At 73.2% G+C, this 26,366-nt stretch carries 29 protein-coding genes; 19 read left to right on the forward strand and 10 right to left on the reverse strand.

Going from position 1 to position 26,366, the window contains the following annotated elements:
* Nucleotides 1-124: 124 nt before the first annotated feature.
* Entirely contained in the window at nt 125-892 is a 768-nt protein-coding gene (locus Aut01nite_RS14620) for an alpha/beta fold hydrolase (protein ID WP_043523440.1), read from the reverse strand.
* A gap of 134 nt (nt 893-1,026) precedes the next feature.
* Between Aut01nite_RS14620 and Aut01nite_RS43460 the strand changes: the two genes are divergently transcribed.
* Nucleotides 1,027-1,479 (forward strand): LysR family transcriptional regulator, encoded by a 453-nt coding sequence (locus Aut01nite_RS43460; RefSeq protein WP_236642575.1) that lies wholly within the window; start codon nt 1,027-1,029, stop codon nt 1,477-1,479.
* Complete coding sequence (locus tag Aut01nite_RS43465; RefSeq protein WP_236642593.1) at nt 1,397-1,981, forward strand: substrate-binding domain-containing protein; 585 nt, start codon at nt 1,397-1,399, stop codon at nt 1,979-1,981. Before Aut01nite_RS43460 ends, Aut01nite_RS43465 begins: the two co-directional genes overlap by 83 nt.
* On the opposite strand, the gene Aut01nite_RS14630 is transcribed toward Aut01nite_RS43465, so the two are convergent.
* The gene (locus Aut01nite_RS14630) at nt 1,965-2,690 is read right to left on the reverse strand and encodes a hypothetical protein (RefSeq protein WP_052163350.1); all 726 of its coding nucleotides are present in this window, start codon (nt 2,688-2,690) and stop codon (nt 1,965-1,967) included. The genes Aut01nite_RS43465 and Aut01nite_RS14630 overlap by 17 nt on opposite strands.
* A 108-nt stretch (nt 2,691-2,798) precedes the next feature.
* Between Aut01nite_RS14630 and Aut01nite_RS14635 the strand changes: the two genes are divergently transcribed.
* From Aut01nite_RS14635 to Aut01nite_RS14645, 3 genes are read left to right on the forward strand one after another with little or no spacing between them, the layout of a single operon-like run.
* On the forward strand, nt 2,799-5,579 hold the full coding sequence (locus tag Aut01nite_RS14635; RefSeq protein ID WP_043523441.1) for an AfsR/SARP family transcriptional regulator: 2,781 nt from the start codon (nt 2,799-2,801) through the stop codon (nt 5,577-5,579).
* Entirely contained in the window at nt 5,572-5,814 is a 243-nt protein-coding gene (locus Aut01nite_RS14640) for a hypothetical protein (protein WP_043523442.1), read from the forward strand. Before Aut01nite_RS14635 ends, Aut01nite_RS14640 begins: the two co-directional genes overlap by 8 nt.
* Before the next feature lie 6 nt (nt 5,815-5,820).
* The gene (locus tag Aut01nite_RS14645) at nt 5,821-7,608 is read left to right on the forward strand and encodes a RiPP maturation radical SAM C-methyltransferase (protein WP_043523443.1); all 1,788 of its coding nucleotides are present in this window, start codon (nt 5,821-5,823) and stop codon (nt 7,606-7,608) included.
* 21 nt (nt 7,609-7,629) lie between these two features.
* Here the strand turns inward: Aut01nite_RS14645 and Aut01nite_RS14650 are convergent, their stop codons facing one another.
* Entirely contained in the window at nt 7,630-8,448 is an 819-nt protein-coding gene (locus tag Aut01nite_RS14650; RefSeq protein ID WP_043523444.1) for an LLM class F420-dependent oxidoreductase, read from the reverse strand.
* A gap of 152 nt (nt 8,449-8,600) precedes the next feature.
* Between Aut01nite_RS14650 and Aut01nite_RS44815 the strand changes: the two genes are divergently transcribed.
* On the forward strand, nt 8,601-8,900 hold the full coding sequence (locus Aut01nite_RS44815) for a DUF2293 domain-containing protein (protein WP_373871493.1): 300 nt from the start codon (nt 8,601-8,603) through the stop codon (nt 8,898-8,900).
* Nucleotides 8,839-10,056: a cytochrome P450 gene (locus tag Aut01nite_RS14660; protein ID WP_052163351.1), complete on the forward strand. Its 1,218-nt coding sequence runs from the start codon at nt 8,839-8,841 to the stop codon at nt 10,054-10,056. The genes Aut01nite_RS44815 and Aut01nite_RS14660 overlap by 62 nt, the downstream gene beginning before the upstream one ends.
* 280 nt (nt 10,057-10,336) lie before the next feature.
* Here Aut01nite_RS14660 and Aut01nite_RS14665 read toward each other — a convergent pair whose 3' ends face one another.
* Genes Aut01nite_RS14665 through Aut01nite_RS14675 form a run of 3 tightly spaced genes read right to left on the reverse strand, consistent with a single transcriptional unit; the run spans nt 10,337 to nt 12,761 of the window.
* On the reverse strand, nt 10,337-11,416 hold the full coding sequence (locus Aut01nite_RS14665) for an amidoligase family protein (RefSeq protein ID WP_043523445.1): 1,080 nt from the start codon (nt 11,414-11,416) through the stop codon (nt 10,337-10,339).
* Nucleotides 11,413-12,246: a hypothetical protein gene (locus Aut01nite_RS14670; RefSeq protein ID WP_043523446.1), complete on the reverse strand. Its 834-nt coding sequence runs from the start codon at nt 12,244-12,246 to the stop codon at nt 11,413-11,415. The genes Aut01nite_RS14665 and Aut01nite_RS14670 overlap by 4 nt, the downstream gene beginning before the upstream one ends.
* Nucleotides 12,243-12,761 (reverse strand): SigE family RNA polymerase sigma factor, encoded by a 519-nt coding sequence (locus tag Aut01nite_RS14675; RefSeq protein WP_043523447.1) that lies wholly within the window; start codon nt 12,759-12,761, stop codon nt 12,243-12,245. The genes Aut01nite_RS14670 and Aut01nite_RS14675 overlap by 4 nt, the downstream gene beginning before the upstream one ends.
* 99 nt (nt 12,762-12,860) lie before the next feature.
* On the opposite strand from Aut01nite_RS14675, the gene Aut01nite_RS14680 reads away from it, so the two are divergent.
* The 4 genes from Aut01nite_RS14680 (at nt 12,861) to Aut01nite_RS14695 (ending at nt 15,440) form a co-directional block, all read left to right on the forward strand.
* A complete protein-coding gene (locus tag Aut01nite_RS14680) occupies nt 12,861-13,187 on the forward strand; it encodes a PadR family transcriptional regulator (RefSeq protein WP_043523448.1) in 327 nt (108 codons plus the stop codon).
* Entirely contained in the window at nt 13,184-13,990 is an 807-nt protein-coding gene (locus Aut01nite_RS14685) for an ATP-binding cassette domain-containing protein (protein ID WP_236642576.1), read from the forward strand. The genes Aut01nite_RS14680 and Aut01nite_RS14685 overlap by 4 nt, the downstream gene beginning before the upstream one ends.
* Nucleotides 13,987-14,667 (forward strand): hypothetical protein, encoded by a 681-nt coding sequence (locus Aut01nite_RS14690; RefSeq protein WP_043523450.1) that lies wholly within the window; start codon nt 13,987-13,989, stop codon nt 14,665-14,667. Before Aut01nite_RS14685 ends, Aut01nite_RS14690 begins: the two co-directional genes overlap by 4 nt.
* 89 nt (nt 14,668-14,756) lie before the next feature.
* Entirely contained in the window at nt 14,757-15,440 is a 684-nt protein-coding gene (locus Aut01nite_RS14695) for a PilZ domain-containing protein (protein WP_052163352.1), read from the forward strand.
* Nucleotides 15,441-15,793: 353 nt separating this feature from the next.
* On the opposite strand, the gene Aut01nite_RS14700 is transcribed toward Aut01nite_RS14695, so the two are convergent.
* Together Aut01nite_RS14700 and Aut01nite_RS14705 are read right to left on the reverse strand one after the other, a co-directional pair.
* The gene (locus Aut01nite_RS14700) at nt 15,794-16,177 is read right to left on the reverse strand and encodes a spore germination protein GerW family protein (RefSeq protein WP_236642577.1); all 384 of its coding nucleotides are present in this window, start codon (nt 16,175-16,177) and stop codon (nt 15,794-15,796) included.
* A gap of 405 nt (nt 16,178-16,582) precedes the next feature.
* On the reverse strand, nt 16,583-17,644 hold the full coding sequence (locus Aut01nite_RS14705; protein ID WP_236642578.1) for a LacI family DNA-binding transcriptional regulator: 1,062 nt from the start codon (nt 17,642-17,644) through the stop codon (nt 16,583-16,585).
* A gap of 99 nt (nt 17,645-17,743) precedes the next feature.
* Between Aut01nite_RS14705 and Aut01nite_RS14710 the strand changes: the two genes are divergently transcribed.
* From Aut01nite_RS14710 to Aut01nite_RS14720, 3 genes are read left to right on the forward strand one after another with little or no spacing between them, the layout of a single operon-like run.
* The gene (locus tag Aut01nite_RS14710) at nt 17,744-18,610 is read left to right on the forward strand and encodes a carbohydrate ABC transporter permease (RefSeq protein WP_307837508.1); all 867 of its coding nucleotides are present in this window, start codon (nt 17,744-17,746) and stop codon (nt 18,608-18,610) included.
* On the forward strand, nt 18,611-19,528 hold the full coding sequence (locus tag Aut01nite_RS14715; RefSeq protein ID WP_043523452.1) for a carbohydrate ABC transporter permease: 918 nt from the start codon (nt 18,611-18,613) through the stop codon (nt 19,526-19,528). It begins immediately after the preceding gene.
* Nucleotides 19,529-19,539: 11 nt separating this feature from the next.
* Nucleotides 19,540-20,880 carry an ABC transporter substrate-binding protein gene (locus tag Aut01nite_RS14720; protein ID WP_043523453.1) on the forward strand — a complete coding sequence of 447 codons (1,341 nt, stop codon included), beginning with the start codon at nt 19,540-19,542 and terminating at the stop codon, nt 20,878-20,880.
* Nucleotides 20,881-21,010: 130 nt separating this feature from the next.
* On the opposite strand, the gene Aut01nite_RS43470 is transcribed toward Aut01nite_RS14720, so the two are convergent.
* Entirely contained in the window at nt 21,011-21,445 is a 435-nt protein-coding gene (locus tag Aut01nite_RS43470) for an AbfB domain-containing protein (RefSeq protein WP_161790591.1), read from the reverse strand.
* On the opposite strand from Aut01nite_RS43470, the gene Aut01nite_RS43475 reads away from it, so the two are divergent.
* The 3 genes from Aut01nite_RS43475 to Aut01nite_RS14735 all read left to right on the forward strand — a co-directional run bounded on the left by Aut01nite_RS43475 (nt 21,435) and on the right by Aut01nite_RS14735 (nt 23,773).
* On the forward strand, nt 21,435-21,890 hold the full coding sequence (locus Aut01nite_RS43475; RefSeq protein ID WP_161790592.1) for a hypothetical protein: 456 nt from the start codon (nt 21,435-21,437) through the stop codon (nt 21,888-21,890). The two genes, Aut01nite_RS43470 and Aut01nite_RS43475, sit on opposite strands and share 11 nt — an antisense overlap.
* Nucleotides 21,891-22,127: 237 nt before the next feature.
* Entirely contained in the window at nt 22,128-23,153 is a 1,026-nt protein-coding gene (locus Aut01nite_RS14730) for a hypothetical protein (RefSeq protein ID WP_052163355.1), read from the forward strand.
* Nucleotides 23,150-23,773 carry a class I SAM-dependent methyltransferase gene (locus Aut01nite_RS14735; RefSeq protein WP_052163356.1) on the forward strand — a complete coding sequence of 208 codons (624 nt, stop codon included), beginning with the start codon at nt 23,150-23,152 and terminating at the stop codon, nt 23,771-23,773. Before Aut01nite_RS14730 ends, Aut01nite_RS14735 begins: the two co-directional genes overlap by 4 nt.
* Here the strand turns inward: Aut01nite_RS14735 and Aut01nite_RS14740 are convergent.
* The gene (locus Aut01nite_RS14740) at nt 23,756-24,946 is read right to left on the reverse strand and encodes a YncE family protein (protein ID WP_052163357.1); all 1,191 of its coding nucleotides are present in this window, start codon (nt 24,944-24,946) and stop codon (nt 23,756-23,758) included. The genes Aut01nite_RS14735 and Aut01nite_RS14740 overlap by 18 nt on opposite strands.
* Before the next feature lie 109 nt (nt 24,947-25,055).
* Here Aut01nite_RS14740 and Aut01nite_RS14745 point away from each other — a divergent pair, with 109 nt between their 5' ends.
* Together Aut01nite_RS14745 and Aut01nite_RS14750 are read left to right on the forward strand one after the other, a co-directional pair.
* A complete protein-coding gene (locus Aut01nite_RS14745; protein ID WP_052163358.1) occupies nt 25,056-25,637 on the forward strand; it encodes an RNA polymerase sigma factor in 582 nt (193 codons plus the stop codon).
* Nucleotides 25,624-26,358, forward strand: coding sequence for a hypothetical protein (locus Aut01nite_RS14750; protein WP_043523454.1), 735 nt, complete (start codon nt 25,624-25,626; stop codon nt 26,356-26,358). Before Aut01nite_RS14745 ends, Aut01nite_RS14750 begins: the two co-directional genes overlap by 14 nt.
* Nucleotides 26,359-26,366: the final 8 nt, after the last annotated feature.

Raw genomic sequence — 26,366 nt, forward strand, 5'->3', positions numbered from 1 at the left:
GCCGCCACCATCGCATCCGGCCCGGTGGCCGCGGTGTCGGCCGCGACCACCGGCCCGCCTCGCGTGGACCGTCACGGGAGACGGGGTCCGGCGGGGGCGGCCCACGGCGTACCGGGAGAAGGTTTCAGGGGGTGTTGAGGAACTCGGTCAGCTCCGCGATGAAGGCGGGGACCCGGACCGCGCCGAGGTGATCGCCGTCGGTGACGGCCAGGCGGGCGTCCGGGAGGGCCTTGGCGAGCAGTTCGGGCCGGGTCGCCAGGACGTCGTCCCGGCCGGCCAGGACCAGCGTGGGGACGGTGATCGTGGCCAGCGGGATCGGCTCGGCGTGCAGCGCGGCGGCCTGCGCGGCCAGGGCGGTACGGTCACCGCCCACCGTGTCCACGAAGGACCGGAAACCGGCCGCGGCCGGCGAGGTGATCGTCGCCGGGTCGGCGGCCTCGAAGGCCTCGCGGAAGTCCGCGGCCGGGATCACCCGGGTGTCGACGCCGCCGAGCTCGACCACCGCGGAGCCCACCCCGCCGATCGCGAGACGGCGGATCCGCTGGTCCCGGGTGGCCAGCAGGAGCGAGACGATCGCGCCCATCGAGTACCCGGCCACGTCGACGCGGGTGATGCCGAGCAGGTCCAGCAGGGTGGACACGTCCTGCGCCATCCGGGCCTCGCCGTAGAAGGCGGGATCGTGCGGTTTGCCGGACCGCCCATGACCGCGGGCGTCGATGGTGACGACCCGGCGGCCGGTGGCGGTGAGGGCCGCCACCACCCCCGGCAGGACCCAGTTGGTGACGCCGTCGGCGATGAAACCGTGGTGCAGCAGGACGGGCGGCAGGTCGGAGGGACCGTCCCATTGTTCGTAGTGGATCTCGACGCCATCGGTGGCCTGGAAGGTCGGCATGACGGGAAGGGTAGGCGATCGCCCCGGCACCGGGGATCGGCAAGATCGCCGGTGTGGCGGCGCTCGGTGATTGTTGATCGCGATACATTTTCGGATGAGACTTCCCAACCTGATCCGTGAGGGGATGACGGGCTGTGACCCCCACACAGTTGCGTGCCTATTCCGCCGTCGTCCGGTGTGGCTCGGTCAAGCAGGCCGCGGCCCAGCTCGAGGTCTCCGAGTCCGCGGTGTCGCTGCACATCGGCCAGCTGCGCAGGGAGCTGGGCGATCGGTTGTTCTCCCGGACCGCGTCCGGCCTGACGTTCACACCGGGCGGGCTGCGGCTGGCCGGCCGGGCCACCGAGCTGCTCGGCCTGCAGGACATCACCGTCCTGGAGGTGAGCGCGGCGGCCCGGGGGCGGCGGCTGCTGCGGGTCGGGGCGTCGTCGCTGTTCGCCGAGCACGCGGCGCCGGGCCTGATCGAGCTGTTCGCCAGCCGCCGCGGACCTGGACCTCGAGTTGAGCGTGCGGAACCCGGGCTCGTTCGCGGAGTCGCTGATCGAGCGGAGCGTCGACATCACGATCGGCCCGGCGCCCGCCGATCCTGATCCGGGCGTCACGTGCCGCCCGGTGATGTACTACAAGATCGTGACGGTGGCCGGCCCGGATCATCCGCTCGCCGGCACCCAACCGTCGCCGCGCCGGCTGCGCGAGCAGACGTGGCTGCTCGGCCCGTCCGCGGCCGCCGACCACGGCGCGATCCCGGCCCTGCTGCGCCGGCTCGGCGTGCCGGACCACCGCCAGCAGATCTTCCAGAGCCACGCGGCCGCGCTGGAGGAGGCCAAACGCGGGCGCGGCGTGGCGGCGGCCCTGTCGTTCACCGTCGCGCCGGAGGTGCGCAAGGGGCATCTGGTGCAGTTCTGCGGGCCGCACACCGGCATCGAGGAGGTCTGGCACTCGATGATCCTCGCCGACGGCGGCAGCCCCTCCGCCGCCGCCGAGCTGGCCCGTTTCGCCTCCACCCCGCGCGCGATCCAGGCCATGATGCGCGGCACCGGGATCAACGTCGCCCGCTTCAAGCCGTCCATCCACGTCACCCTGTGGAGCTGACCGCCCGGCACGACGGGCCGAGGCCGAGGTGCAGCTCGCGTTCGATCTCGAGGCGGACGGTGAAGCCGCGGGCGTGGCTGGGCGAGCGGGTCTCCGGGAACGCGGCGGTGGCCACCTCACCGGGCCGCAGGCGCCGGCCGAAAGCGTCGTCGCGGGCGAACTCGACCGGCTGGGCCTCGCCGAAGCGCAGTTCGGCCACGTCGTCGGCGAGGGGATGGCCCATCGCGGTGCGGACCGTGCCGGGTACGAACCGCACCTCGAGCACCTGATCGAAGCCGGGGCGCCGGTGGGCCAGGTACACCCGGTCGCCGTGGCCGAAGCAGAGGTACGACAGCGGCGCCGCCGGCCCGGGCCGGCCGTCCAGGCGCCGGAACCAGACCACCCGCCGCAGCCGCATCTCCACGCCCTTGGCCATCGGCGGATCGCCGCGGCCGGTGTGCCCGCGCACGATGGCCCCGGTCACGGTGGTCCGGGCGGGCAGACCGTCGACCGGTTCCAGATCGACGGCCGGGTCGGGGTCGAAGGTGTACGGGCCGTCGCCCCACCGGGCGCGGTCGATGCCCATGGCGTCCACGGTCACCTGCGGCAGCGCCGCCTCGAGAAGGAACTGGAGGTCGTCCGGGCCGTCGGCGGCCGGGAGACGGGACAGATAGATCGGACCGGTGCCGAGCATCAGCAGGCTGCCGTGGTCCGTGGTGTGGTCAGACATGTCCGAACGGTCGCCCTCGCATCTGCGCGCGCACCTTGCGGCCACCTTGCGGTCCGGGAAAGCATGAGGCGGAGACGTCGCGTCACCTAATGATCACCGAGGGTTCCGATGGATGTACGGCTGCTCGGAGAGGTGCAGGTGATCGCCGCGGGCCGGGCGCTCGACACCGGCACCCCGCGGCAACAGGCCGTGTTCGCGGCGCTCGCCGTCGACCCCGGCAAACCCGTCCCGATCGAGACGCTCGTCGACCGGGTCTGGGGTGACGCGCCGCCGGCCGAGGCCCGCAATGTGCTCTATTCGCACATCAGCCGAATCCGCCGGTTGTTGGGGCAGGCCGCCCGGCTCGGCGACGGCACCGGCCGCCTCGACCGCCGGTACGCCGGCTACGTGCTCGACCTCGACCCCGGCACGGTGGACCTGGACCGGTTCGCGGGCCTCACCGACCAGGGCCGGGATCCGTCCCGCCCGCCCGCCGACCGGGCCGCCCTGCTGGCCCGGGCGCTCGGCCTGTGGCGTGGCCCGCCGCTGGCGGCCCTGACCGGCGACTGGGCCGACGGCGTCCGGGAGGCCTGGCACCGGCGCCGGCTGGACGCCGCGGTCGGCTGGGCCCGCGCCGAGCTGGGTCTCGGCCACGCCGACGCGGTGATCGCCGCCGCCCCGCAGCTGATCACCGAGTACCCCCTCGCCGAGCCTCTCGAGGCGCTGCTGATGGAGGCGCTGCACGCGGCCGGCCGGGACGCCGAGGCGATGGACCGGTACGCCGCGGTCCGGGCCCGGCTGGCCGACGCGCTCGGCGCCGATCCCGGCCCGCGGCTGCGCGCCCTGCACCAGACCATCCTGCGCGGCGAGCCCCGGGCCGCACCGGCGGCCCGGGTGGTGACCGTCCCGGCCCAGCTGCCGCCGGACGTGTACGGGTTCGCCGGCCGCGGCACCCACCTGCGGGAGCTCGACGCCCTGCTCCGCGACTCGCCGGGCCGCCCGGTGACGATCGACGGGATGGCCGGCATCGGCAAGACCGCCCTGTCCGTGCACTGGGCGCACCGGGCCGCACGGCACTTCCCGGACGGTCAGCTCTACGTCAACCTGCGCGGGTTCGACCCGGCCGGCGTCCCGGTCGCGCCGGACGAGGCGGTCCGCGGTTTCCTCGACGCGTTCGCGGTGCCGCCCGGCCGGGTCCCGGCCGGGCTGGAGGCCCGGGTGGGACTGTTCCGCAGCCTGCTCGCCGGCCGCCGGGTGCTGCTGCTGCTCGACAACGCCCGCGACGCCGACCAGGTCCGCCCGCTGCTGCCCGGCACACCCGGCTGCCTCGCCGTGGTGACCAGCCGCAACCGGCTCGCCGGGTTGGTCACCACGGCCGGCGCGTACCCGGTCAGCCTGGACCTGCCGTCGGCCGCCGAGGCCCGGGAACTGCTCGCGCAGCGGATCGGCGCCGGCCGGGCGGCCGGCGAACCGGCGGCCGTCGACGAGATCGTCGCCCGCTGCGCCCGGCTGCCGCTGGCGCTGGCGATCGTGGCGACCCGGGCGGCGGTGACGCCCGGTCTGACGCTCGCCGGGCTGGCCGGCGAGCTGCGGCAGGCGCGGGGCGGGCTCGCCGAGTTCACCGACCCGGACCTGGAGAGCAACGTCCGGGCCGTCTTCTCCTGGTCGTACCGGCAGCTCGGCCCGGCAGCGGCCACCCTGTTCCGGCGGCTCGCCGCGCATCCCGGGCCGGATCTCGGCGTGCCCGCCGCGGCCGCGCTGTCCGCAGCGCCGGCCGGCGAGGTCCGCCCGGTCCTCGACGAGCTCACCCGGGCGCACCTGCTGGAACGGGCCGGTGTCCGGTACACGCTGCACGACCTGCTGCGGGCCTACGCCACCGAACTGGCCGGCACGACCGACCCGGAACCGGAGCGGACGGCGGTACGCGAGCGGCTGCTCGGCTGGTACGTGCACAGCGCGTACGCCGCCGACCTGCTGCTCAACCCGATGCGTGACGATCCGGTGACCGCGCCGCCGCCGCTGCCCGCCGGGGTCCGCCCGGAACGCCCGGCCGGCCTGCCGGAGGCGCTGGCCTGGTTCGGCGCCGAGTACCACGTCATGCTGACGGCGGTGCGCGGCGCCGGCGACGACGCGACGGTGTGGCATCTGGCCTGGGGCCTCACCCGCTACCTCGCCTACCAGGGCCGGTGGCACGATTCGATCGAGGCGCTGACCGCCGCGCTGGACTCCGCCGCCCGCCCCGCCGAGGCGGCCTCGGCCCACCGGTCGCTGGGCTGCTCGTACCTGCGCCTGCACCGGCTGGACGAGGCCGGCCGGCACCTCGCCGCGGCGCTGCGGATGTCCACCCTGGCCGGTGACGTCACCGGCCAGGCGCACACCCACCGCTATCACGCCTGGCTGCTGGAGGTGCAGGGCCGGTACCGGGAGGCGCTGGGGCACGCCGAACGGGCCGTCGCCCTGTTCACCGCCGCCGGCCACCTCTCCGGGCGGGGCCGCGCCCTCAACGCGATCGGCTGGTTCCACGCCATGCTCGGCGACTACGCCGAGGCGGTCGCCGTCTGCCGGGAGGCGCTGCGCCTGCAGGACGAGGCCGGCGACCGCCTCGGGCAGGCCGAGACCTGGGACAGCCTCGGCTACGCCGCCCAGCGCCTGGGCCGGCACACCGAGGCGATCGGCGCGTACCGGACCGCGGTCGCCCGCTACCGGGAGTTCGACGACCTCTACAACGAGGCCGACAGCACCGCCGCACTCGGCGACGCCCACCACGCGGCCGGTGACGCCCCGGCGGCCCGCGACGCGTGGCGGGCCGCGGCCGAGCTCTTCGACCGGATCCACCATCCCGGCGCCGCGGCCGTCCGGGCCCGCGCCGACATCCCGGCACCGCCCGACGAGGAGGAACACCATGGATGAGGTAGTCGTTCGCCGTACCGACATCGACGCGCTCGCCGCGATCGCCGACCGCGGTGAACTGCCCGCGGCGGATCTGATGCACGCCCTGGTCACCGCGATCCGGACGGCCTTCGGCCGGGACGACGTAGCAGGTGTGAGCGTCGAGGTGGAAGCCGTCGCCGAGGAGTTCGACGCCGCGTACCGGGCCAAGGGGCGGCGCCAGGTGAACGTCACGGTCCTGAAGATCGGCCGCTGACCGGCCGTGCGCACCGTGCTGGTCGCCATGCCGTTCATGAGCGCGGACCGGCCGTCGATCCAGCTCGGGCTGCTGCGGGCGATCGGCGCCGGGCACGGGTTCGACGTCGGGACGCTGCACGCCAACCTGGACCTCGCGGCCCGGATCGGCGCGGACTTCTACCGTACGATCGCCGACGCCCGTGGTCCTCTGATCGGTGACTGGCTGTTCGCCGTGGAGGCGTTCGGCGAGCAGGCGCCCGACCCCGGCGCCGGGCTGCTCGACGAGCTCGGCATCACCGGACCGGAACGGGACCGGCTGCTGCGCGCCCGCGCCGAGGACGTGCCCGCGCTGCTCACCGACCTGGCCGGCGCCCCGGACTGGGCGGACGTCCAGGTGGCCGGGTTCACCTGCACGTTCCAGCAGAACACCGCCTCGTTCGCGCTGGCCCGGCGACTGAAGGCGGAGCACCCGCACCTGATCACGGTCTTCGGCGGCGCCGGATTCGACGGCGGGATGGGTCGGGAGCTGCTGCGGCGTGTCGCGGCGATCGATCTGGTGGTGTCCGGGGAGGCGGACACCGCGTTCCCGGCTCTGCTGCGGGTCCTCGCGGACGGCGGGGACCCGGCGACCGTGCCGGGCGTGGCCCGCCGGGATCGCGCCGCCCCGCCCGCCCCGCCGCACCGGGATCTCGACGCGCTGCCCGCACCGGACTACCACGAGTACTTCGACCGTGCCGAACGTCTGGGCCTGCTGCCGGAGGCCGGGAGCGGGGAGGTGTGGCTGCCGTTCGAGAGCTCCCGCGGCTGCTGGTGGGGCGCCCGGCACCACTGCACGTTCTGCGGGCTCAACGCGACCACGATGAGCTATCGCAGCAAGTCGCCGCAGCGGGTCCTGGACGAACTGGCCACCCTCGCCGGCCGGCACCGCACGCTGCGCTTCGAGGCGGTCGACAACATCCTCGACATGCGGTACCTGACCTCGCTGTTCCCGGCCGCCGCCGACGGCCGGCACGACTACGAGCTGTTCTACGAGGCCAAGGCGAACCTGACCCGCGAGCAGGTGCGGGCCCTGGCGCACGGCGGGGTGACCCGGCTGCAACCCGGGCTGGAGTCGCTGAGCTCGCACGTGCTCGCCCTGATGGACAAGGGCGTGCGCGCCGCGCAGAACGTGAACCTGCTGCGCTGGGCGCGCTACTACGGCATCGACGTGGCCTGGAGCATCCTCTGGGGCTTCCCCGGCGAGACCCCGGACGACTACGCCGAGCAGGCCGCCGTCGTGCCGCACCTGGCGCATCTGCAGCCGCCGGAGGGCTCCGGCCGGGTGTGGCTGGAACGCTTCAGCCCGCTCTTCGCGACCGCCCGCAACCGGACACCGCAGCGCAGTTACCGGCACGTCTATCCGGCCGGGTTCGACCTGGACCGGCTCGCCTACTTCTTCGACCACGACCCCGCGGACGAACTTCCCGACGAGGTGTACGCCCCGCTGCGGACCGCTCTGGACACCTGGTCACGGGACTGGCGCCGGGATCCGCGCCCGTCGCTGACGTACCGGTCGGCGCCGGGCGTCCTGCGGATCGACGACGACCGGCACCCGGACAGTGCGGGCGCCTACACGTTCAGCGGCCCGATCGCCGAGGTCTACCTGGCCTGCGTGGACCGCCCGGCCGGGCTCCCGGCGATCTACCGGCGGCTGCGCCCGAAACCACCCGGGTACGTGGACGAGGTGCTCGCCGAGTTCACCGCCCGCGGCCTGATCTTCCGCGACGGTCCGCTGGCCGTGGCCCTGGCCGTCCCGGCCGTGCCCGGCCGCTGAACGGGTCGACCACGGGGCCCGTCACCGGGAAGCGGTCTGCCCGACGGAGGCGATCACACCGTCGACGGCGTCGTCGTCGATACCCTCCAGTTCGATGATGAGCCGGGTCACGCCCACGTCGGCGTACCGGCGGACGGTGTCCGGGCCGGGCAGGCCGGGCGGAGTGAGGGTGATCTCCAGCTCGCCGAGATCCGCCGGGCGCCCTTCGCGGCGGGCGGTCTCGGCCAGGGCCTGCAGCGCCTGTTCGGTCTGCTCGACGTCGAGACCCCAGCCGTACCAGCCGCTCCCGTGCCGGACAGCGCGGCGGTACGCGGCGGCCGAGTGCCCGCCGACCAGGATCGGCGGGTGCGGGCGCTGAACCGGCGACGGGTGCTGGACGACACCGGAGAACGACACGAACCGGCCGGCGAACGACGGGTCGGCCTTCCACAGCGCACGCATGGCCGCCAGGTACTCCTCGGTGCGGGCGCCCCGTTCAGCGAGCGTCACACCCATCGCGTTGAGTTCCGGCTCGACGTAGCCGGCGCCGACGGCGACGGTCAGCCGGCCGCCGGACAGCACGTCCAGCGAGGTGAGCTGTTTGGTCAGCAGCACCGGCTGGCGCTGCGGGAGCACGATCAGGCCGACGCCGAGACGGACCCGGCTGGTGACGGCCGCGAGGTAGGACAGCGCGACCATGGCTTCCAGCCGGGGCGGGTTGCCCTCGCCGGCGGGAAGCGCGATGTGGTCGCCCACCCACAGCGACTCGAAGCCGGCCTCTTCGGCGAGCCTGGCCCTCCGGGCCAGGACGCCGGGGTCGACGTTGCGGTCACGGTGCAGCCCGTACAACCCGAACTTCATCGATCGGCCACCTCTCGTCACGGCTGTCTGATCAGCACAGTACGGCCCGAGCCGGATCTCGTGGCCGCCGAGCGCCGCACGGTTCCAGGGGGGACCTCGCCGCCGAGATCTTCCGGCTGTTCCCGGGCTGCCCGGCGGAGCGGGCCGCGGCGATCAGCCGGCACACCGGCGAGCGGGGCAGCGGCCGGGTCGGGCGCAGCGCCGCCGGCCGGGCCCTCGACCCGGACGCGGTCACCCGGGCGGTGGTGGCATCGGTGCGGCACGAGGACACCGGGTACGACGAGATGCTGATGTCCGGTGTCCCCCCGGGACGTGGCCCGGGAACGGATCCGTGCCGACATCGACCGCGTACTGGACGACTGGCGGCGAACCGCATAGATAATCGCCACTATGAGCGACCATGCCACGACAGTACGGGAATACCACCTGTCCACCCCGGAGGCCATGGCTGACCCGAACGCCTACCTGCACCGGATCCGCGCGGAGAGCCCGCTCGCCCGGCTTCCTCAGCTCGGCGCCCACCTGCTCACCCGGTACGCCGACGTCAGCGCCGCGCTCCGCGACAAGCGGATGGACAGCGCCAACATGCTCCGGGTGCTGCAACGCCTGACCCCGGCCGAGCAGGCCGAGCTCGAGCCGGTCCGCCGGGCCGTCGAGATGTGGATGGGACACGCCGTCCCGGCCGACCACGTCCGCTTCCAGCAGCTGCTCAAACGCTATTTCACCCCGGCGACGGTGGACCGGCTGCGGCCCCGGGTGCGCGAGTTCACCGAGGAGCTGCTCGACGCCGTCGCGTCGAAGGGCGAGATGGACGTGGTACGCGACCTCGCGTACCCCCTGCCCGCCAACGTGATCGCCGAGATGCTCGGCATGCCGATCAGTGATCGGGAGCAACTCCAGGCGTGGTCGCGCGACATCCTGCCGGTCTTCGGCGACGGCGACCTGGCGAGCCTGCGCGAGGCGCAGCGCAGCATGCTGGAGATGCACGACTATCTGCGGGCGATCGCCGCCGACCGGCGCCGGCATCCGCGCGAGGACGTGCTGAGCATGTTCATGGCCGCCGAGGCGGAGGGGATCGTCACCGAGGACGAGGCGGTCGCCAACTGTGTCCTGCTGCTCTTCGCCGGCCACGAGACCACCGCCAACCTGATCGCCAACGGTCTCGTCCTGCTCTTCGAGAACCCGGATCAGCTGGCCCGGCTGCGGGCCGACCCGGACCTGACGCCGCAGGCGGTGGAGGAGATGCTGCGCTGTGACGGCCCGGCGGGGGTGATCGGCCGGGTCGCCACCGAGCCGGTCGAGCTGGCCGGGCACACCGTGCCGGCCGGGGAGCACGTCCTCCTCGCCCTGATGGCCGCCAACCGGGATCCGGAGGTGTTCGAGAACCCGGACGTCTTCGACATCACCCGGACCCGCAACCGGCACCTGAGCTTCGGGATGGGCACCTACTACTGCCTGGGCGCGGCGCTGGCCCGGATGGAGACCGACGAGTGCCTGCGGATCCTGCTGCGCCGCTACCCGGATCTGCGGCCCGCCTACCAGGTCCCGGACCGGGCGCCCGCACCGCCGTTCGGTCATCGGCTGATCTCGCTGCCGGTCGCCTTCTGACGGGAGCGGGCCCGGCCGCATCCGCGCCGGGCCTGCTCCCGGGGCCGTGCGCCGGTGCGCGGTATCGCTTCCGCACCGGGTACTGGGGCGACGGGATCACATGTCGGCGGAGAAGAACCTCACCGGCGCCCGCCGGTCACGGCCACGTGGCACGGCGGAGGGGCAGGACAAGGGCACCGCGCGCGACGAGTCGCGTTCCGCGATCCTGCCGGGGTTGTGGAGTCCGGCCGAGTTTCGGTCGTGAGCCGCGCCGACCTCGCGCGGACTGCCACGGTTCCTTTCATGGCCCGTACGACATCCGGGTCTTCGCCATCGCCTCGGCCGCCATCTCCAGCAACGCCTGCACCGCATGGTCCGCCGCCGCCGGCGGGGGGATCGGAGTGGGATCGAGGCAGCGGTCGAGGAGCAGCTCGACCAGCGCGGCCCGGTCGACGATCTCGTCGGCGTCGATGGCTCCGGGGAGGATGCGGATCTCCACCGTGTCGCGGATCGGCGTGTCGGTGAGCAGCTGGGTCAGGTTGACGTCGAAGAACTTCGAGATCTCACCGGCTGCGGCGGCCTGACGTATCTCGGTCATGGACGGGGCCCGGTCCCCGGCCACGGCGTCGACGAGCGGGGCCGGCAGCGGGGCCAGGCGGCGGCAGGCCGGGTTGGTGGCCAGCAGGTGCCGCAGCGGCTCACGCCAGTGCGCGAAGAGCCGGACCAGGTTCGCCAGGGCGGCCGGCTCGCGGAACGGCCCGCCGTCCAGGTGCAGGTGCACGGCCGCCTCGCGCGGCACGACGAAGCCGAGCTCGCGTGCGGCGCCGAGCAGCGTGGACAGGGCGTCGTGATGATTCTCGGACAGCGGCGGGGTGACGATCTCGCAGGGACGTTCCCGTTCGCCGCCGGCCGGGGAGGCCAGCGCGATGGTGACGCCCGCCGCGTCGTTCAGGCGGACGATGTCACCGTGGCGTTCGGTGGTGACACCCCACAGGCGGGCCGCCGGTTCGAGCACGTCGCGCAGCGGGGCGCCCGGATCGCAGTGCGCGGCCAGCAGCCGCAGCAGCCGGGCGTCGTCGGTGAGGATCCGGTGCCAGCCGGGGATCGCCGGGGCGGCCCGGTCCAGGCCGTGCAGCAGGGTGACGTCGTCGACCAGGGTGCAGAGCGGTGCACCGTCCGGACGGCGCACCTCGAACCCCTGGGTCAGGTGCAGGAACCGCCCCAGGCCCGGGACCAGGGACGGTTCGCTGTCGTGGTGCCAGATCGGCCGGGCGTGGCCCCCACCGCGCCCGGCCAGGTGCTCCGCGAGGGTGCGCCGGCTGACTCCCGGGGGAGCCATCAGCTCGATCTCGAAGCCGATCCGCCGGCGCAGCACGGTCACGGCCGGATCGGCAGTCTCTTGCCGGCCAGCAGCCGCTTGCCGCCCTCGACCTTCGCCTCGTACGCGTTGTCCAGCTTCCACAGCCCGGCCAGTTTCGCGGCGTCGTCGTAGTCGTACCCGGCGTTGAAGAACGCGTCCACCCGCCGGGCCTCCTGACCCGCCTTGACGTCCGCCGGGTCCGGGGTCACCGGCAGCTTCTTCTCCCCGGCGAGCAGCCGCCGCCCGGCCTCGATCTTGGCGGCGTACGGGTCGGCCAGCTTCCAGATCTTCGCCAGCTTCACCGCGTCCTCGTAGTCGTAGCCCGACTGGAAGTACTCGGTGATCCGCCGGTCCTGCTCGGTGGGGCCCCCCACCTCGCCGGTCGGGTTCGGCACCGGCTGCACCGGCAGCGTCTCCCCGGCCAGCAGCTTCAACCCGGCGAGCGCCTTGACGTCGCCGACGTCGTCCTCGTTCAGGTTCCACAGCCCGGCCAGTTCGACCGCGTTGTCGTACCCGAACCCGGCCTCGAAATAGGCCTTGTGCCCCCGCTCGATGTCCGCGTCGCTCAGCACCGGCGGAACCGACGGGCTGGGCGCGGCGGCCGGCTGGAACGCCGGGACGGTGGCGGCCGGGGTCACCGACGGCCCGGCCGGCAGGATCGCCGGGAGCTGGGTGACGCCGGCGATCAGGCCGGCGCTGAGCGCGACCCCGCCCGCGGCCTGCGCGCCGCGGCGGCGCCAGGTGTATCGCTTGGCCAGTTCCTCGACGCGGGCGTAGACCGCAGCGGGATCCGGCGTCTCGTTCTCGTGCTTGGTGAAGGCTTCGCGCAGCCGGTCCTGGTGCTCGGTCACAACCTCTCCTCGGCGGGTACTCGTTGTTCCGACTCGCGGTCGAGCCGGAGGTTCCTCAATGCCCTGGACGCATGGCTGCGTACCGTCGCGGGCGCGCAGCCGAGCAGGTCGGCGATGGCGTCGTCGTCCAGTTGCTCGTAGTAGCGCAGCACCAGCACGGCGCGCTGCTTGCGACCGAGGGTCTTCAGCCGGTGCCACAGCGCGTCCGCCTCGACCACCCCGTCGGCGTGGTCGCGGACCCCGCCGCGAGCGTCGTCCAGCTCGATCAGCCGTTCCCCGGCGGCGTGCACGTGCCGGGCGGCCCAGCTGCGCCGCCACGACAGGTACTCGTTGAGCACCATGCGCCGGACGTACGCCTCCGGTGAGTCGGCGTCACTGATCCGTTTCCACCGGACCTGGGCCCGGGCCAGCACCTCCTGCACCACGTCCTGGGCGAGATCCCGGTCGCCGGTGAGGACGACCGCGTAACGCAACAGGCTGGGCAGGCGGGCCAACGCGAATTGCTCGAAGGTCACACCTCATCGACGCACGCCGGGCGCCCGCTGTGCACTCGTTACGAAGATTATTTTCCCCGCACTAGATAGAGAGCCTGCTAAGCAGCTAGCCTGCTTAGCATGACACCGCGGCCGTGGCTGCACGGCTTCCTCGATCTCTGCCTCCTCGCCATGCTGCGCGAGCGGCCCGACTACGGCTACGGGCTGGCCCAGCGCCTGGCCGCGGCCGGCGTCGCCGACGTGCCCGGCGGCACGCTCTATCCCGCCCTGCTGCGCCTCGAGCAGCAGGGCCTCGCCTCGCCCAGCTGGGCGCCGTCCGAGGCCGGCCCGCGCCGTAAGTATTACGAGATCACCCCGGCCGGCCGGGCCGCGCTGGACGCCCAGGCCGCCGAGTGGCGAGGGTTCCGCGACGGCGTCGACTCACTGATCGGAGAGCACGTCCGGTGAACGACTGGCCCCTGCGATTCGAGGCCGAGCTGGTCCGGCTCGGCGTCCAGCCCCAGCGCGCCCGGCAGCTCAGCGTGGAGACCGCCGCGCAGGCCGGCGAGCACGCGGCCGACCCGGACGGCTTCTTCGGCCCGGCCCACCTCTACGCCCGGCACCTGGTCGCCGAGCTGCGGGCCCCACTGCCGGACACCCGCTGCCCCACCGGCCGGGTCATGCTCCGGCTCACCGGCGTCGGCAAACGGTTCCGGCGGCGCACCGTCCTCACCGGCGTCGACCTGACCGTCCGCGGCGGCGAGGTGGCCGCGATCGTCGGCGCCAACGGCTGCGGCAAGTCCACCCTGCTGCGCATCTGCGCCGGGCTCACCACGCCCACCAGCGGCACGGTCCACCGCACCCGCCGGGTCGGGTTCGTGCCGCAGGACGGCGGCACCGCCGGGTGGCTCACCGCCGACGAGCACTTCACCCTGTTCGGCGTGGCCGCCGGGATGACCCCGCGCAAGGCCCGGTCGACCGGCACCCACCTGGCGTCCCTGCTGGCCTGGCGGCCCGGCCGCACCCAGCCGGTCCAGGAGCTGTCCGGCGGCACCCGGCAGAAACTCAACCTGATCCTCGGCGAGCTGCACGGGCCCGACCTGCTGCTGCTCGACGAGCCGTACCAGGGCTTCGACCAGGGGGCCTACCTCGACTTCTGGCGCCAGGTCCGCAGCTGGCGCGACGCCGGCCGCGCCGTCGTGGTCGTCACCCACCTGCTGCACGAGCTGCAGCACGTCGACCACGTCCTCGACCTGGGAGCCGCCGCATGACCGCGTTCGTGGTGGCCGGGCTGTCCGCCCGCGAGGTGTCCCGCCGCCGGGCCGCCCTGCTGCTGATGATCACCCTGCCGCTCTGGTTCTACCTGGCCCGGCGCGACCTGACCGGCCAGTCCACCCGCATGCTCACCCTCGGCATGGCCTGGGCCGTCTCCACCGTGACCCTCTTCGTGGTCAACGCGGCCCGCGGCGTCGACCCGCGCCTGCGCCTCACCGGCGCCTCGGTGCCCGGCATCTTCGGCGGGCGGCTGCTCGCGATGAGCGGGTTCGGCCTGCTGCTGACCGCGATCTACCTGACCCTCGTCACCCTCGACCAGGACTTCCTGCGCCCCTGGGCAGTCGGCGTGATGATGCTGGTCACCGCCCTGGTCGCGGCGCCGTTCGGCAGCCTGATCGGCGCCCTGCTGCCCCGTGAGCTCGAAGGCGCCCTGGCCCTGTTCAGCGTCTGCGCCGTCCAGATGCTCGCCGACCCGGCCGGCACGGTCGCCAAGTTCCTGCCGTTCTGGTCCTCCCGGGAGATCGGCTCCTACGCCGTCGACGGCGGCGGCGCCGACGTGCTGTGGCGTGGCCTCGCCCACGCGGCGCTGGTCTGGCTGCTCTGCACCGGCCTCACCCTGGCCGTCTTCGCCCGCCGCCTGCGGGTCGCCCGCTATCCCGAGCCGGAGTCGTGACGGCCGGCGCGGCGTTCATCTCCGGGCGTTCCCTGCCGATGGGGGAGATGTCCGGTCTGTCGTGAAGTGGCGTGTCACAGAGGTGGAAGATGAGCAACGGTACGGCTGGTTCGATCTCCCTTCCCGGCGGGGAGGGAGCGGTGGAGATGCCGGAGATCGGGACGCCCGTGTTCCTCGTCGTCGGGGAAGGGCTGAATCTGCGCTCGAAGCTGGAAGCGGTCGACGGCACGGCGCTCACCGTGACCGCGCCGCTGGAGACCGTCGGCCTGCAGATGTTCGAGCCCGGCCGGGAATTCGAGATCTTCTGGGCGCCGCCGCGGAGCCGGGTCGTGCTGCCCTGCCGGCTCGCCGCGGTGACCGAGAAACCGCCGATGCGCTGGACGCTCGTACCGACCGCGCCGGCCCGGCACGACAACCGGCGCGAGTTCGTGCGCGGCGGGGCGGGCGCGGTCGTACGTCTCGACGCGGCGATCAGCGGCCAGCCCAAGGAGGGCGTGCTCCTGGACATCAGCGAAGGCGGGCTGCGCTGCTGGGTCGACGAGCCGGTCACCCTCGCCCCCGGCGACCAGGTGCAGGCGACGGTGTGGCTGGGCACCGCGGAGGCCCGGTTGAGCGGGCTCGTGCACACGGTGCGGCCGGCGCCCTACGGCGATCCGGGCGAACACCTCATCCTCACCTTCGACACCAAGGAGGAGGTGGGCCGCATGATCCGCCAGTACATCATGGCCTGGGAGATCGGCGAACGCCGCCGCAACCACCGCACCACCCGCTGAGCTCGCCGAATCGCCCGCTCCGGCCGGTGGCGGCGGTTCGATCCGAGGCGGCGATGGTGCGGCTGAGGCTGCGAGGGTGCGGCTGAGGCTGCGAGGGTGCGGATCAAGGCTGCGACGGTACGGCCGGGGGCTGCGACGGTGCGGCTGAGGGCTGCGACGGTGCGGCTGAGGGCTGCGACGGTACGGCCGGGGGCTGCGACGGTGCGGCCGGGGGCTGCGACGGTGCGGCTGAGGGCTGCGAGGGGTGCGGCTCAGGGCTGCGACGGGCGTACCGGAACGGGGTCGTGGGGTCTGCTCTGCCGACGCCCGGACCGGGAAGCCTGCGGTGACCGGCGGCGGTCTCGGCCCAGCGATCAGCGGCGCCGGCGGCGCACGATGGAACGGGCGACCAGTAGGGCGACGATGGCGACCAGTTGGCCGCCGATGGCGAGTCTGTTGACGTCGACGGCGGGGCGCCAGAGGGCGTCGCCGTTGCGGATGACGTAGACGCCGGCCGGGCGGGCGGAGAATCCGAAACCGCCGCCGGAGCCCTCACCCTGTGGGGTCTCGGAGTCCTCGCCGGTGGCGGCGGTGCCGCTGCCGCCACCTCCTCCGCCGCCTCCGGTGACGGTGGCCACCGGGACGACGGTGACGCCGTCGCGTTCGATCGGGGCGCCGAAGACCCGGCTGACCATTGCTGATTCGGTGCCTGCGCGGGCCCGGTCCAGGATCTCGCCGACACTGATTTTCGATGGCATGTGGTTCCACCCTCCGCGTCGAGTTCTCCCCTCAGGGTCCGCCGGGAAGCCGGATCGCGCAGCCCCGCTTCGTCCCGGACCGGACTTAGGCATGTGGAGTTCGGGCGCGTATGACGGCCGAACTCCACATGATCGACTCATCGCCGGCCGCGTGCCTGGTTCACACGTCGGGCCGCACGCCTGGCCCACGTCGGGCCGCAAGCCGGCTGCACATCGGGCTGCACGCCCGGCTGCACGCCTGGTTCACGCCGGCCGCGCGTCGGGCCGCACGCCCGGCTCACGCCCAACCACCCCGGCTCACGCCCAACCACCCCGGCTCACGCCCAACCACCCCGGCTCACGCCCGGCCCACGCCCGGCCCATGCCTGGCTCACGCTGGTCGTACGCCGGGGGTGGGTTGGCTGGTCAGGCGGGGGGTGGGGCCGTGCTGGCGCGGGTGACGAGGCGGGTGGGGACCAGGTCGGTGCCGGGGCCGGCCGGTTCGGCGTGGATCTGGCGTAGCAGCGCCTCGACGCAGCGCCGGCCGACCTCCGCGAAGTCCTGGTGGACGGTGGTCAGCGGCGGCAGATAGGAGGCGGCGTCGGCGATGTCGTCGAAGCCGGCGACGCTGACGTCGGCGGGGACGCGGCGGCCGCTCTCGTGCAGGGCGCGGAGGACGCCGAGGGCCATCTGGTCGTTGGCGGCGAAGATGGCGGTGCATGCCGGGTCGGCGGCCAGCCGCAGGCCGGCGTGGTAGCCGGAGTCGGCGGACCAGTCGCCGCGTTCCAGTGGCGGGACGGGGCGGCCGGCCTGTTCGAGGACTTGGCGCCAGGCGCCGGCGCGGCGTTCGGCGGCGAAGGACTCGGCGGGGCCGGCGACGTGCCAGACGGTGCGGTGACCGAGGTCGAGCAGGTGGCGGACGGCCTGGCGGGTGCCGTCGGCCTGGTCGGTGTCGACGACGGGATAGCGGTCTCCGGCGTCGGAGTCGACGACGACCACGTGCACGCCGGGCGGCAGCGCGACGGCGGTCGCGTCGAGCAGGTGTACCTCGATGATCAGGATGACGCCGTCGACGGCCAGCTCACCCATTCTTGTGAACGCTCCCATGACGTTGTCCTGGGTGGGCACGCCGACCGGGATGAGGGTTATCGCGTAGCCCTCGGCGGCGGCGTGCGTGGCGATCGCCTCGACGGTGCGGCTGTTGCCGGTGGAGGAGAGCCCGAACAGGATGACGCCGATGGTGTTGAACCTGCCGTAACGCAGCGAGCGGGCCGCGCTGTTGGGCCGGTAACCCAACTGGCTCATGGCGGCGAGCACCTGCTCGCGGGTGGTTTCGACGACACCGGGCAGGCCGTTGGCGACGCGCGAGACGGTCTGCGAGGAGACCCCGGCGAGGCGGGCCACGTCGGCCATGGAGACGCGTTGCTTGCGCCGGCCGCCGGGGACGTCCGAGGCGGCACGGAGCCGGGGCGGTTCGATCTTGATCACTCCTTGACCGTGATTTGTGGCCCGTGCCACTATACGGCAGCCATGTTTACGTAAACATGGCGCTCATGTTTACGTAAACACCCTACAGAGGGGGAAGTGGTGACCCGGCGTTCATGGATCGGGTGGCAGTTCACCGGTCCGTTCCTGGCGGTGTTCGCACTGGTGTTCCTGGCGCCGATCGGCTACTCGGCGTACCTCAGCGTGTTCCGCACCAAGCTGGTCGGCGGCACCGGCTTCGTCGGGATGGAGAACTACACCAAGACGTTCAGCGACCCGCAGTTCTGGGAGGGCGTGAGCCGGGTCGCGATCTTCCTCGCCGTCCAGGTTCCGATCATGCTCGGGCTGGCGCTGCTGGTGGCCCTGGCCATCGACAGCGGGCGGCTCTACGGGACCGGGTTCTTCCGGGTCTCGATCTTCCTGCCGTACGCGGTGCCGGCCGTCGTCGCCACCCTGATGTGCGGCTTCCTGTACGGCATCCGGTTCGGCCTGGTCGGCAGCCTCAACGAGGGGCTCGGGCTGAACATCCCGGACCCGCTCGCCCCGGACTGGATCCTCACCACCATCGGCAACATCGTGACCTGGGAGTTCGTCGGCTACAACATGCTCATCCTGTACTCCGGCCTGCGGGTGGTGGACACCGCGCTGTACGAGGCCGCCGCCATCGACGGGGCCGGCCAGTTCCGGATCATCCGGGCGATCAAGCTGCCGGCGCTGCGCGGGCCGCTCGTGGTGGCGACGATCTTCTCGATCATCGGCAGTTTCCAGCTCTTCACCGAGCCGCAGATCCTCAAGTCGATCGCCCCGAACGCGATCACCACCTACTTCACGCCGAACGTGTACACGTACCAGCTGTCGTTCACCGGGCAGCAGGTCAACTACTCGGCGACGATCGCGCTGGTCATGGGCGTGGCGACGATGATCGTGGCGTACCTCTTCCAGCGCCGCTCCCTGAAGGGGGTGGACTGAGTGACCGCCGTGCCCACCATCCGGCCGGCGGCCCGCCGCCCCGGCCACGCCCCGGCGCCGCCGGTCTCCCGCCGGCCCCGCGCCCGCAGCCGCACGCTGACCGTCGTCACCGGCGTGATGGTGATCTACACGCTGCTGCCGCTGGCCTGGCTGGCGATCAGTGCGACGAAGAATCAGGAGGACCTGCTCGGCACGTTCGGGCTCTGGTTCGGCGGGGAGTTCGCGCTCCTCGAGAACATCGGCCAGACCTTCACCTACCAGGACGGCATCTTCGGCCGCTGGATGCTCAACACCGTGCTGTACGTGGCCGTCGGCGCGGGCGGCGCGACCCTGCTCGCCGCCCTCGCCGGGTACGGGCTGGCCAAGTTCGACTTCCCCGGCCGGCGGGGCGTCTTCGCCGTGGTCCTGATCGGCATCGCCTGCCCGTCGACCGCGCTGGCCGTCCCGACGTTCCTGATGTTCGCCAGGATGGGGCTCACCGACACCCCCTGGGCGATCATCATCCCGTCGCTGGTGTCGCCGTTCGGCCTCTACCTGATGTGGACGTACGCCACCGAGGCCGTGCCGAACGAGATCCTGGAGTCGGCCCGGGTGGACGGGGCCGGCGAGTTCCGTACCTTCTTCACGATCTCCCTGCCGTTGCTCGCACCCGGCCTGGTCACCGTCCTGCTCTTCAACATCGTCGCGACCTGGAACAACTTCTTCCTCCCGCTGATCATGCTGAAGGACCCCGACCTCTTCCCGCTCACGCTCGGCCTCTACTCCTGGAACATGCAGGCCAACACGGTCGGCGGGGACGTCGTCTTCGATCTCGTGATCACCGGTTCGCTCCTCACCATCGTCCCCCTCATCGTGGCGTTCCTGCTGCTGCAGCGGTACTGGCAGTCGGGTCTGGCCGCGGGAAGCGTCAAGCAATAGAAGGGATAGTCATGTCGATCACCCGTCGGCGCGCACTCCTGGGCGCCGCCCTGTCGATAACCCTCCTGGCCGCCGGTTGCGGCGGCTCGGACGAGCCGGGCGCCGCCACCGCCACGGCCGGCGCGTCCGAGGCGGACGTGAAGGCCGCCCTGGAAGCCGGCGGGGAGCTGACCGTCTGGGCCTGGGACAGCACGATCGAGCCGGTGGCCGCCGAGTTCATGAAGAAGTACCCCGGGGTCAAGGTGAAGGTGGTCAACGCCGGCACCAACAAGGACGAGTACCTGGCGCTGCAGAACGCCGTGCAGGCCGGTTCGGGTGTGCCGGACGTGGTGCAGCTGGAGTACTACGCGCTGCCGCAGTTCGTGCTGTCCAAGACGGCCGCCGACCTGACCGCGTTCGGCGCGGGATCATTGGAGAGCGCGTTCACCCCGGGCACCTGGAACGCGGTGCGCTCCGGCGGCAAGGGCGTGTACGGCCTGCCGATCGACTCCGGGCCGATGGCGCTGTTCTACAACAAGGAGGTCTTCGACAAGCACGGCATCGCCATCCCGAAGACCTGGGAGGAGTACGCGGCGGCCGCGGAGAAGCTGCATCAGGCGGACCCGAAGGCGTACATCACCGCCGACGCCGGCGAGGCCGGGTTCACCACCAGCCTGATCTGGCAGGCCGGCGGCAAGCCGTACACGGTGAACGGCACCGACGTCACGGTGAACCTCGCCGACGCCGGCAGCCAGAGGTTCACCGGCGTCTGGCAGGGGATGCTCGACAAGAAGCTGCTCTCCCCGGTGGTCTCCTGGACCGACGAGTGGTTCAAAGGGCTCAGCGACGGCACCATCGCCTCCCTGGTGATCGGCGCGTGGATGCCGAGCAACCTGGAGAGCGGCGCGGCGGCCGCGAAGGGCAAGTGGCGGGTCGCGCCGATGCCGCAGTGGGAGAGCGGCGGCAAGGCGGCCGCCGAGAACGGCGGCAGCTCCCTGGCGATCACCGAGGCCGGCACGAAGAAGGCGCTCGCGTACGGATTCCTGAAGTACATCGCCGTCGACGAGGGCGCGCAGTCCCGGGTCGACAAGGGCGCCTTCCCGGCGACCACCAAGGAGCTCAACGCGGCCGCGTTCAAGGGCAAGGAGTTCCCGTACTTCGGTGGCCAGAAGGTCAACGAGGTGCTCGCCGAGTCGGCCGCGCAGGTCGTCCCCGGCTGGAACTACCTGCCGTTCCAGGTCTACGCCAACAGCATCTACGGCGACACGGTCGGCAAGGCGTACCTCGGGCAGGGAAACCTCACCGACGGGCTGAAGGCCTGGCAGGACGCCTCCGTCAAGTACGGCCAGGAGCAGGGCTTCACGGTCAAGTGACACCGGGTCACGACCCGAGCCGGCGCCGACTCCCCGGCTGAGTTCCGGTGTGTGGAGCCGGGACGGACGGTGCGCCGGAACTCCACAGGGAGCCTGATCGCCCCCGGCTGGATGGGCCAGCCGGGGACGATCAGAGCGCGGTCCGCGGTTCGAGGGCCAGCGCCCTCGCCGCGCTCGTCTCGGCGATCCGCAGCGAATCCCGTCCGGCGACCACGAAGTGGTCCGGGTAATTGACCGACCGCAGCGCCAGCCCGGCGCCTCCGCGAATCGTCACCGGGCAGAAAGTCGCGTCCTGACGGAATAGCTCCGAGCGGTCGTTCCGGTCGAGACGAATCTCGAAATTCCGATGGCGGAGATAATAGCCGGGAAAGTTCACTGATTCGAGTGACACACACCCGGAACCGGCCAGCCCGGTGCGCACGCGGAAATTCGAATCCGCCTGCACGGCATCGCTGTCCGCCGGTCCTATCGAATCCAGGCGGGCGCGGTGATCCCGGTGCCGCACCCGATGTCCGGGACGGTCCGCGGCCTCCAGCCCGACCGTCGTGCCGGTCGTGAGCGACACCGGCGCGGTGGTCGCCCGGGGCGGCGCCGCGGTCGTCCGGGTCGCCGTCGGGCCGGCCGGGGACGCCGGCGTGTGGCGTGCCGAGGTGGCCGGCGGCGCGGGCGGGATCGGGGCCGTCGAGGTCACCGAGGGTGACGGCTGGACGCTGACCGGCACGTCACCGGTGGTGGGCTCGGCCGGTGCGGACAGCTCGAACGGTGGGGCCGGCTGGGGGAAGGTGAACTCGGCGGCCACCGGCTCGGGCCTGCGCGAGCCGTCGAGGAGTACGGCCACGGCGGCCGTGGCCGCGCACGCGAGGCAGATGGAGGCGGCGAGGACCAGGCGTGGGCGGGTCAGCCGGCGCCCCTCGGACCGGGGGAAGGGGGCTCCCGGGCGAGGCCGGCCACCGAAGGCCTGCCGGGTCTCGGGCCGGAGTGGCCCGGCGGCGCCACCGCCGGGCGAATAGGGCGGAATCCAGCCGCCGACCCGCAGTCCGTCGCGGGTATCGTCTTCCGGCATCAAATCGCTTCCTGGGGAACGTTCACATGGGGACTTAATGATTTGATAAGGATCTACCCGACCGGCGGCGGTGAGGGCAAGGGTGTAGCGATAACAATTAGCCTGGGAGCGCGCCCAGTTGATCCGATCGGCGTTCCCGTCCGTATCTCGGTGCGGAGCCTTCCCGTGGTTCGAGGAGAGCAGCGTGGACAGTACCGACACCGAGACACCCGCCCAGCCGGAGAGAGTGCCCGACATCGCCGGCTACTGGCCGGACGCCCCGCACCGGGCCGGGCCGCCCGCCGACCACTACGAGCCGGACGGCGCCGAGGCGGTCCGGACCACCCCGGCGTGGCAGAACCGCGGCCCCGGGCGGCCCACCGTCGAGTCGGCGGCCCGCCGGCCGACCAGGGAACCGACCGTCATCAGCGAGTCCTCGCCGGTCCGCCGCCCGGCCGGGCGGATCGTCGCCGCGACGCTCGCCGGGGCGCTCGTGGCGGGCGTCGCCGGGTGGTACGCGTTCGGCTCGGACGACGGCGGCCCGGCGACCGGTCCGGCGGCGGCCCCGGCGAGCACCGCGGTCCCGCAGGCGACGGTCCCGGCCACTCCGCCGGTCTCCATCGAGGCGAGTGTGGCGCCGGACGCCGCGACCTTCGAGCTGGCCGACGGCACCACCGAACTCAACGTGACGATCGGCGCCACCGGCGACCGCTGGTTCCAGGTCTCCACCCCGGCCGGCAGCGGCATCCGGCCGCGGGCGGTCCTGGAGGGCGGCGCGGTGCGGCTCTTCGTGGACAAGGCCGGCGCCGCCGGATCCGCGCGGGTGGACGTGCGGCTCAGCCCGGCGGTCACCTGGTCGGTGCTGATGCGCGGCGGGGTGCGGACCGGCATCATCGACCTGACCGGCGGCCGCGTCGACCGGGTCGATCTGCTCGGTGGCGCCGCCGCGCTGGACCTCCGGCTGCCCCGGCAGGACGGCGTCGTCGGCATCTCGATGTCCGGCGGCGTGCACGACTGGCGGATCACCACCGGCCGCAAGGTCCCGGTCCGGGCCGTGCTGCGGCGCGGCGCCGGCGCCGTCGTCCTCTACGGCGACCGGAACCAGGGCGTCGACAAGGACACCCGGTTCACCGTGACCGGTGGGACCGGCGGCATCGACCTGATCGCGGACGAGGGCGTCGGCACCCTGACCGTCGCCGCCGGGCGGGCCGGGGGCACAATCGGCGGGTGACACGAGCAGCAGGCGACGCCGCACCACCGGAGAGCACCGTCTCCCTGGATTACTTCACCGGGCTCTACCTGGCGAAGGACGACCCGTGGGACATCGCGACGAAGTGGCACGACCGGCGCAAGTTCGCGGTCACCATGGCCAGCCTGCCGCGCGAGCGCTACCGGCGCTGTTACGAGCCGGGCGCCTCGATCGGCACCCTCACCCGGATGCTCGCCGCCCGCTGCGACGAGGTGCTCGCGGTCGACAGCGTCGAGGAGGCCGTCGAGCTCGCCCGGCAGAACCTCGCGGACCTGCCGAACGTGCGGGCGGAGCGGGCCGAGTTGCCCGCCGGCCTGCCGGACGGCGACTTCGACCTGATCGTGATCGGCGACCTGCTTTACTACCTGTCCGCCGACGACCTTTCCACGCTGCTGGACGGCCTCGTCCAGCGTCTGGAGCCGGGTGGCGACCTGGTGTCGGTGCACTTCCGCGACCGGGAGAACGGCGGCAACTACGACGGCTTCAACGCGCACGCCGCGCTGGCCGCCATCCCCGGCCTGGAAGCGGTCGTCCATCACTCCGACGAGTGGTTCGTGCTGGACGTGCTGCGCCGCTCGGACGGCTCAGGCGGCGTGGCGTAACGCGGTCAGGCCGGGGACGGCGACCTCGCCCAGACGTGTGCCGGTCCGGGCGTCGAGCCAGGTCACCCGGCCGGTGCCACCCACGTGCAGGCGGCTGCCGTCCCGGCTCAGCGCCAGCCCGCGGACCGGCCCCGGCAGCTCCCAGCGCCCGGTCCGCCGCCCCGGCGCCCGGTCCAGCACCGTGACACCGCCCGCGCCGATCAGGATCCGGTCGTCCGTGGTCAGCGCCAGCGCCGCCGCCGACCCGGCCACCGGTGGCACGTCCACCACCCGTTCGATCGTGAGCGACTCCGGGTTCGCGTAGGCGATCCGCCCCGCGTTCAGGTCGGCGACGACCAGGTTCCGGGCGTCGGCGGCCAGCGCGTGTCCCGCCGCCGGTCCTTCCCCGAACGGGTGCGGCAGATCCAGGCAGTACGCCCACCCCTCGCTCAGGTGCAGCACGTGCACGAACGCGTGCGCGCCGCCGGGCCGCCCGGACACCAGGTCCCGGGTGTGCCGGTGTCCCGGCTGATGCGTGTACAGCGTGAACAGCAGCTTCCGGTCCGCCGACAGGACCGCCTGCCGTCCCTCGCCGCGCATCTGCTCCTCGGCCCCGGCGGGGATCGCCACCTTGGTACGGGTGATCAGCGGCCGCACCTGCCCGGTGATCAGGTCGAGCTGCCGGACCCGGTAGTGGTCCGGCGCGGTGGCCGGCAACCAGTCGAGGACGAACAGGCCGGTCAGGTCGGCGGTGAACGCGTCCGGTTCGATCACGCCGGGCAGGTCGTACTCGCGTTCCCCGGCCGGCCCGGCGACCAGCAGGGTGGTCCGGGCGCGCGCGGCGGGCCGGTCGGAGGCCCCCGCCCGGCTCAGTGCGCACGCCCGTCCGTCCGTGGCGACCACCCGCGGCGTCCAGCCCCCGGCGATCCGGGCCGACCGGACCACCGCCCCGCTGACCGGATCGACCTGGTCGAGACGGCCATCGGTGGCGGCGTACACATGGGCGCCGTCGAAGGAGGCCGCCGCGGCGCCGAGAACCTGCTCCCCGGACGGGCCGAGCCGGAGCAGGCCCCGGTCCGACTCGGCGAGCAGCACATCCGGTGCGGTGGCCGCGGCCGCCTGGGCCGGTTCCCGGCAGCCGGCGAGCACCAGGCCCGAACCGGCGAGGAGCAGAACGTTACGGCGAGTGGTCATGTCCTCTCGACACCGCCCGGCCCCACCGGGTTCCCGGCCGGTTTCGGCGCCGAGACAGCACTGACAGCCGGCCGGGGAACCGGTTCGCGGCGGGCGGTGTCACTAGGGTGTGCGGCTGAGGGGAGCGGTCATCGACGACGACGAGGCGGCTGTGGTGGCCCGGGCCCGAGGCGGAGATCTGGACGCCTACGAGGTGCTGGTCGCCCGGTGCACCGCGCCCGCGCACCGGGCCGCGGTGCTGCTCGGGGCCGGTGCGGACGCGGACGACGTGGTGCAGGAGGCGTTCGTGAAGGCGTATCGGCAGCTGGGCCGGTACCGGGGCGACGCCGGGTTCCGGGCGTGGCTGCTGGCGATCGTGGCGAACGAGACCCGCAACCTGGTGCGGGGACGCCGCCGCCGGGAAGGGCTGTGGCTGCGCGCGGCGGCGCGGGAGGACCCGGTGCGGTGGGAACCCGGCCCGGCCGAGTCGGCGGTGGCCGGCGAGCGCCGCCGCTTCCTGGTGGAGCAGTTGCGGGCGCTCGACGGGCGGGACCGGGAGGTGCTGGTCTGCCGGTACCTGCTGGACCTGTCCGAGGCGGAGACCGCGGTCATGCTGGACCTGCCGAAGGGGACGGTCAAGTCGCGGACCTCACGGGCCCTGGCCCGGCTTCGCGACCGGCTGCCGCAGGAGGTGCCCGATGCCCGAGCCTGACGATCTCATCGCCGAGCTGCGGGAACTGGGCGCCCGGTGGCCCGTACCCCCGGCAGTCGATCAGCGGGAAGCGGTCCGGGCGCGCCTCGCCCACCCGGCGCCGCGCCGGCCTCGCGCCCGCCGGTGGCTCGCGGTGCTGGCCGCCGCCCTCATCGTCGCTGTCGCCGGAGTGGCGCCGGCCCGGGCCGCGGTGGCCGAGGTGGTCGGCGACCTGCTGCGGATCGCGGGCGTCGAGGTACGCCGTGAGCAGCCCCGTGCCACCCTCCCGGCCACCCCGGACCCGCTGCCGTCGGCCGGCCCGGCCGTGCTGGCCGAGGCCCGCCGGGCCGCCGCCTTCCCGGTCCTGGTCCCCGCCGATCTGGGCGAACCCGAGTCCGTCGAGCTCGCCGACCCCGATCCGCGGGGCCACCCGCGGGTGATCACCATGCGGTACCGGGGCGGGGCCGTGCGGTTCGACCAGTTCGACGGGCGGCTGGACACGGTGTTCCTCAAGACGTCGCCGGACGCGCGGCCGGTCGAGCTGGGCGCCGCGGTCGTCACCGCGGCGTGGATGCCGCGCCCGCACCCGGTGACCTACGTCGGCCGGGACGGGGTGGAGCGCCTCGCGACCGCCCGTCTCGTGGGCCCGGCGCTGGTCTGGACCACGGGGGCCGTCACCTACCGGTTGGAGGGAATCATGACACTCGAAGAGGCGATTGCGGTGGGACGCTCGGTGCGCTGAGCCCCGAT

The sequence above is a fragment of the Actinoplanes utahensis genome (assembly GCF_016862455.1).
Taxonomy (GTDB): Bacteria; Actinomycetota; Actinomycetes; order Mycobacteriales; family Micromonosporaceae; genus Actinoplanes; species Actinoplanes utahensis.

Coding starts and splice junctions, on each gene's coding strand:
- Aut01nite_RS14620 (WP_043523440.1), bottom strand. CDS start 892: ATGCCGACCTTCCAGGCCACCGATGGCGTCGAGATCCACTACGAACAA.
- Aut01nite_RS14630 (WP_052163350.1), bottom strand. CDS start 2,690: ATGTCTGACCACACCACGGACCACGGCAGCCTGCTGATGCTCGGCACC.
- Aut01nite_RS14635 (WP_043523441.1), top strand. CDS start 2,799: ATGGATGTACGGCTGCTCGGAGAGGTGCAGGTGATCGCCGCGGGCCGG.
- Aut01nite_RS14640 (WP_043523442.1), top strand. CDS start 5,572: ATGGATGAGGTAGTCGTTCGCCGTACCGACATCGACGCGCTCGCCGCG.
- Aut01nite_RS14650 (WP_043523444.1), bottom strand. CDS start 8,448: ATGAAGTTCGGGTTGTACGGGCTGCACCGTGACCGCAACGTCGACCCC.
- Aut01nite_RS14660 (WP_052163351.1), top strand. CDS start 8,839: ATGAGCGACCATGCCACGACAGTACGGGAATACCACCTGTCCACCCCG.
- Aut01nite_RS14680 (WP_043523448.1), top strand. CDS start 12,861: ATGACACCGCGGCCGTGGCTGCACGGCTTCCTCGATCTCTGCCTCCTC.
- Aut01nite_RS14690 (WP_043523450.1), top strand. CDS start 13,987: ATGACCGCGTTCGTGGTGGCCGGGCTGTCCGCCCGCGAGGTGTCCCGC.
- Aut01nite_RS14695 (WP_052163352.1), top strand. CDS start 14,757: ATGAGCAACGGTACGGCTGGTTCGATCTCCCTTCCCGGCGGGGAGGGA.
- Aut01nite_RS14700 (WP_236642577.1), bottom strand. CDS start 16,177: ATGCCATCGAAAATCAGTGTCGGCGAGATCCTGGACCGGGCCCGCGCA.
- Aut01nite_RS14720 (WP_043523453.1), top strand. CDS start 19,540: ATGTCGATCACCCGTCGGCGCGCACTCCTGGGCGCCGCCCTGTCGATA.
- Aut01nite_RS14740 (WP_052163357.1), bottom strand. CDS start 24,946: ATGACCACTCGCCGTAACGTTCTGCTCCTCGCCGGTTCGGGCCTGGTG.
- Aut01nite_RS14750 (WP_043523454.1), top strand. CDS start 25,624: ATGCCCGAGCCTGACGATCTCATCGCCGAGCTGCGGGAACTGGGCGCC.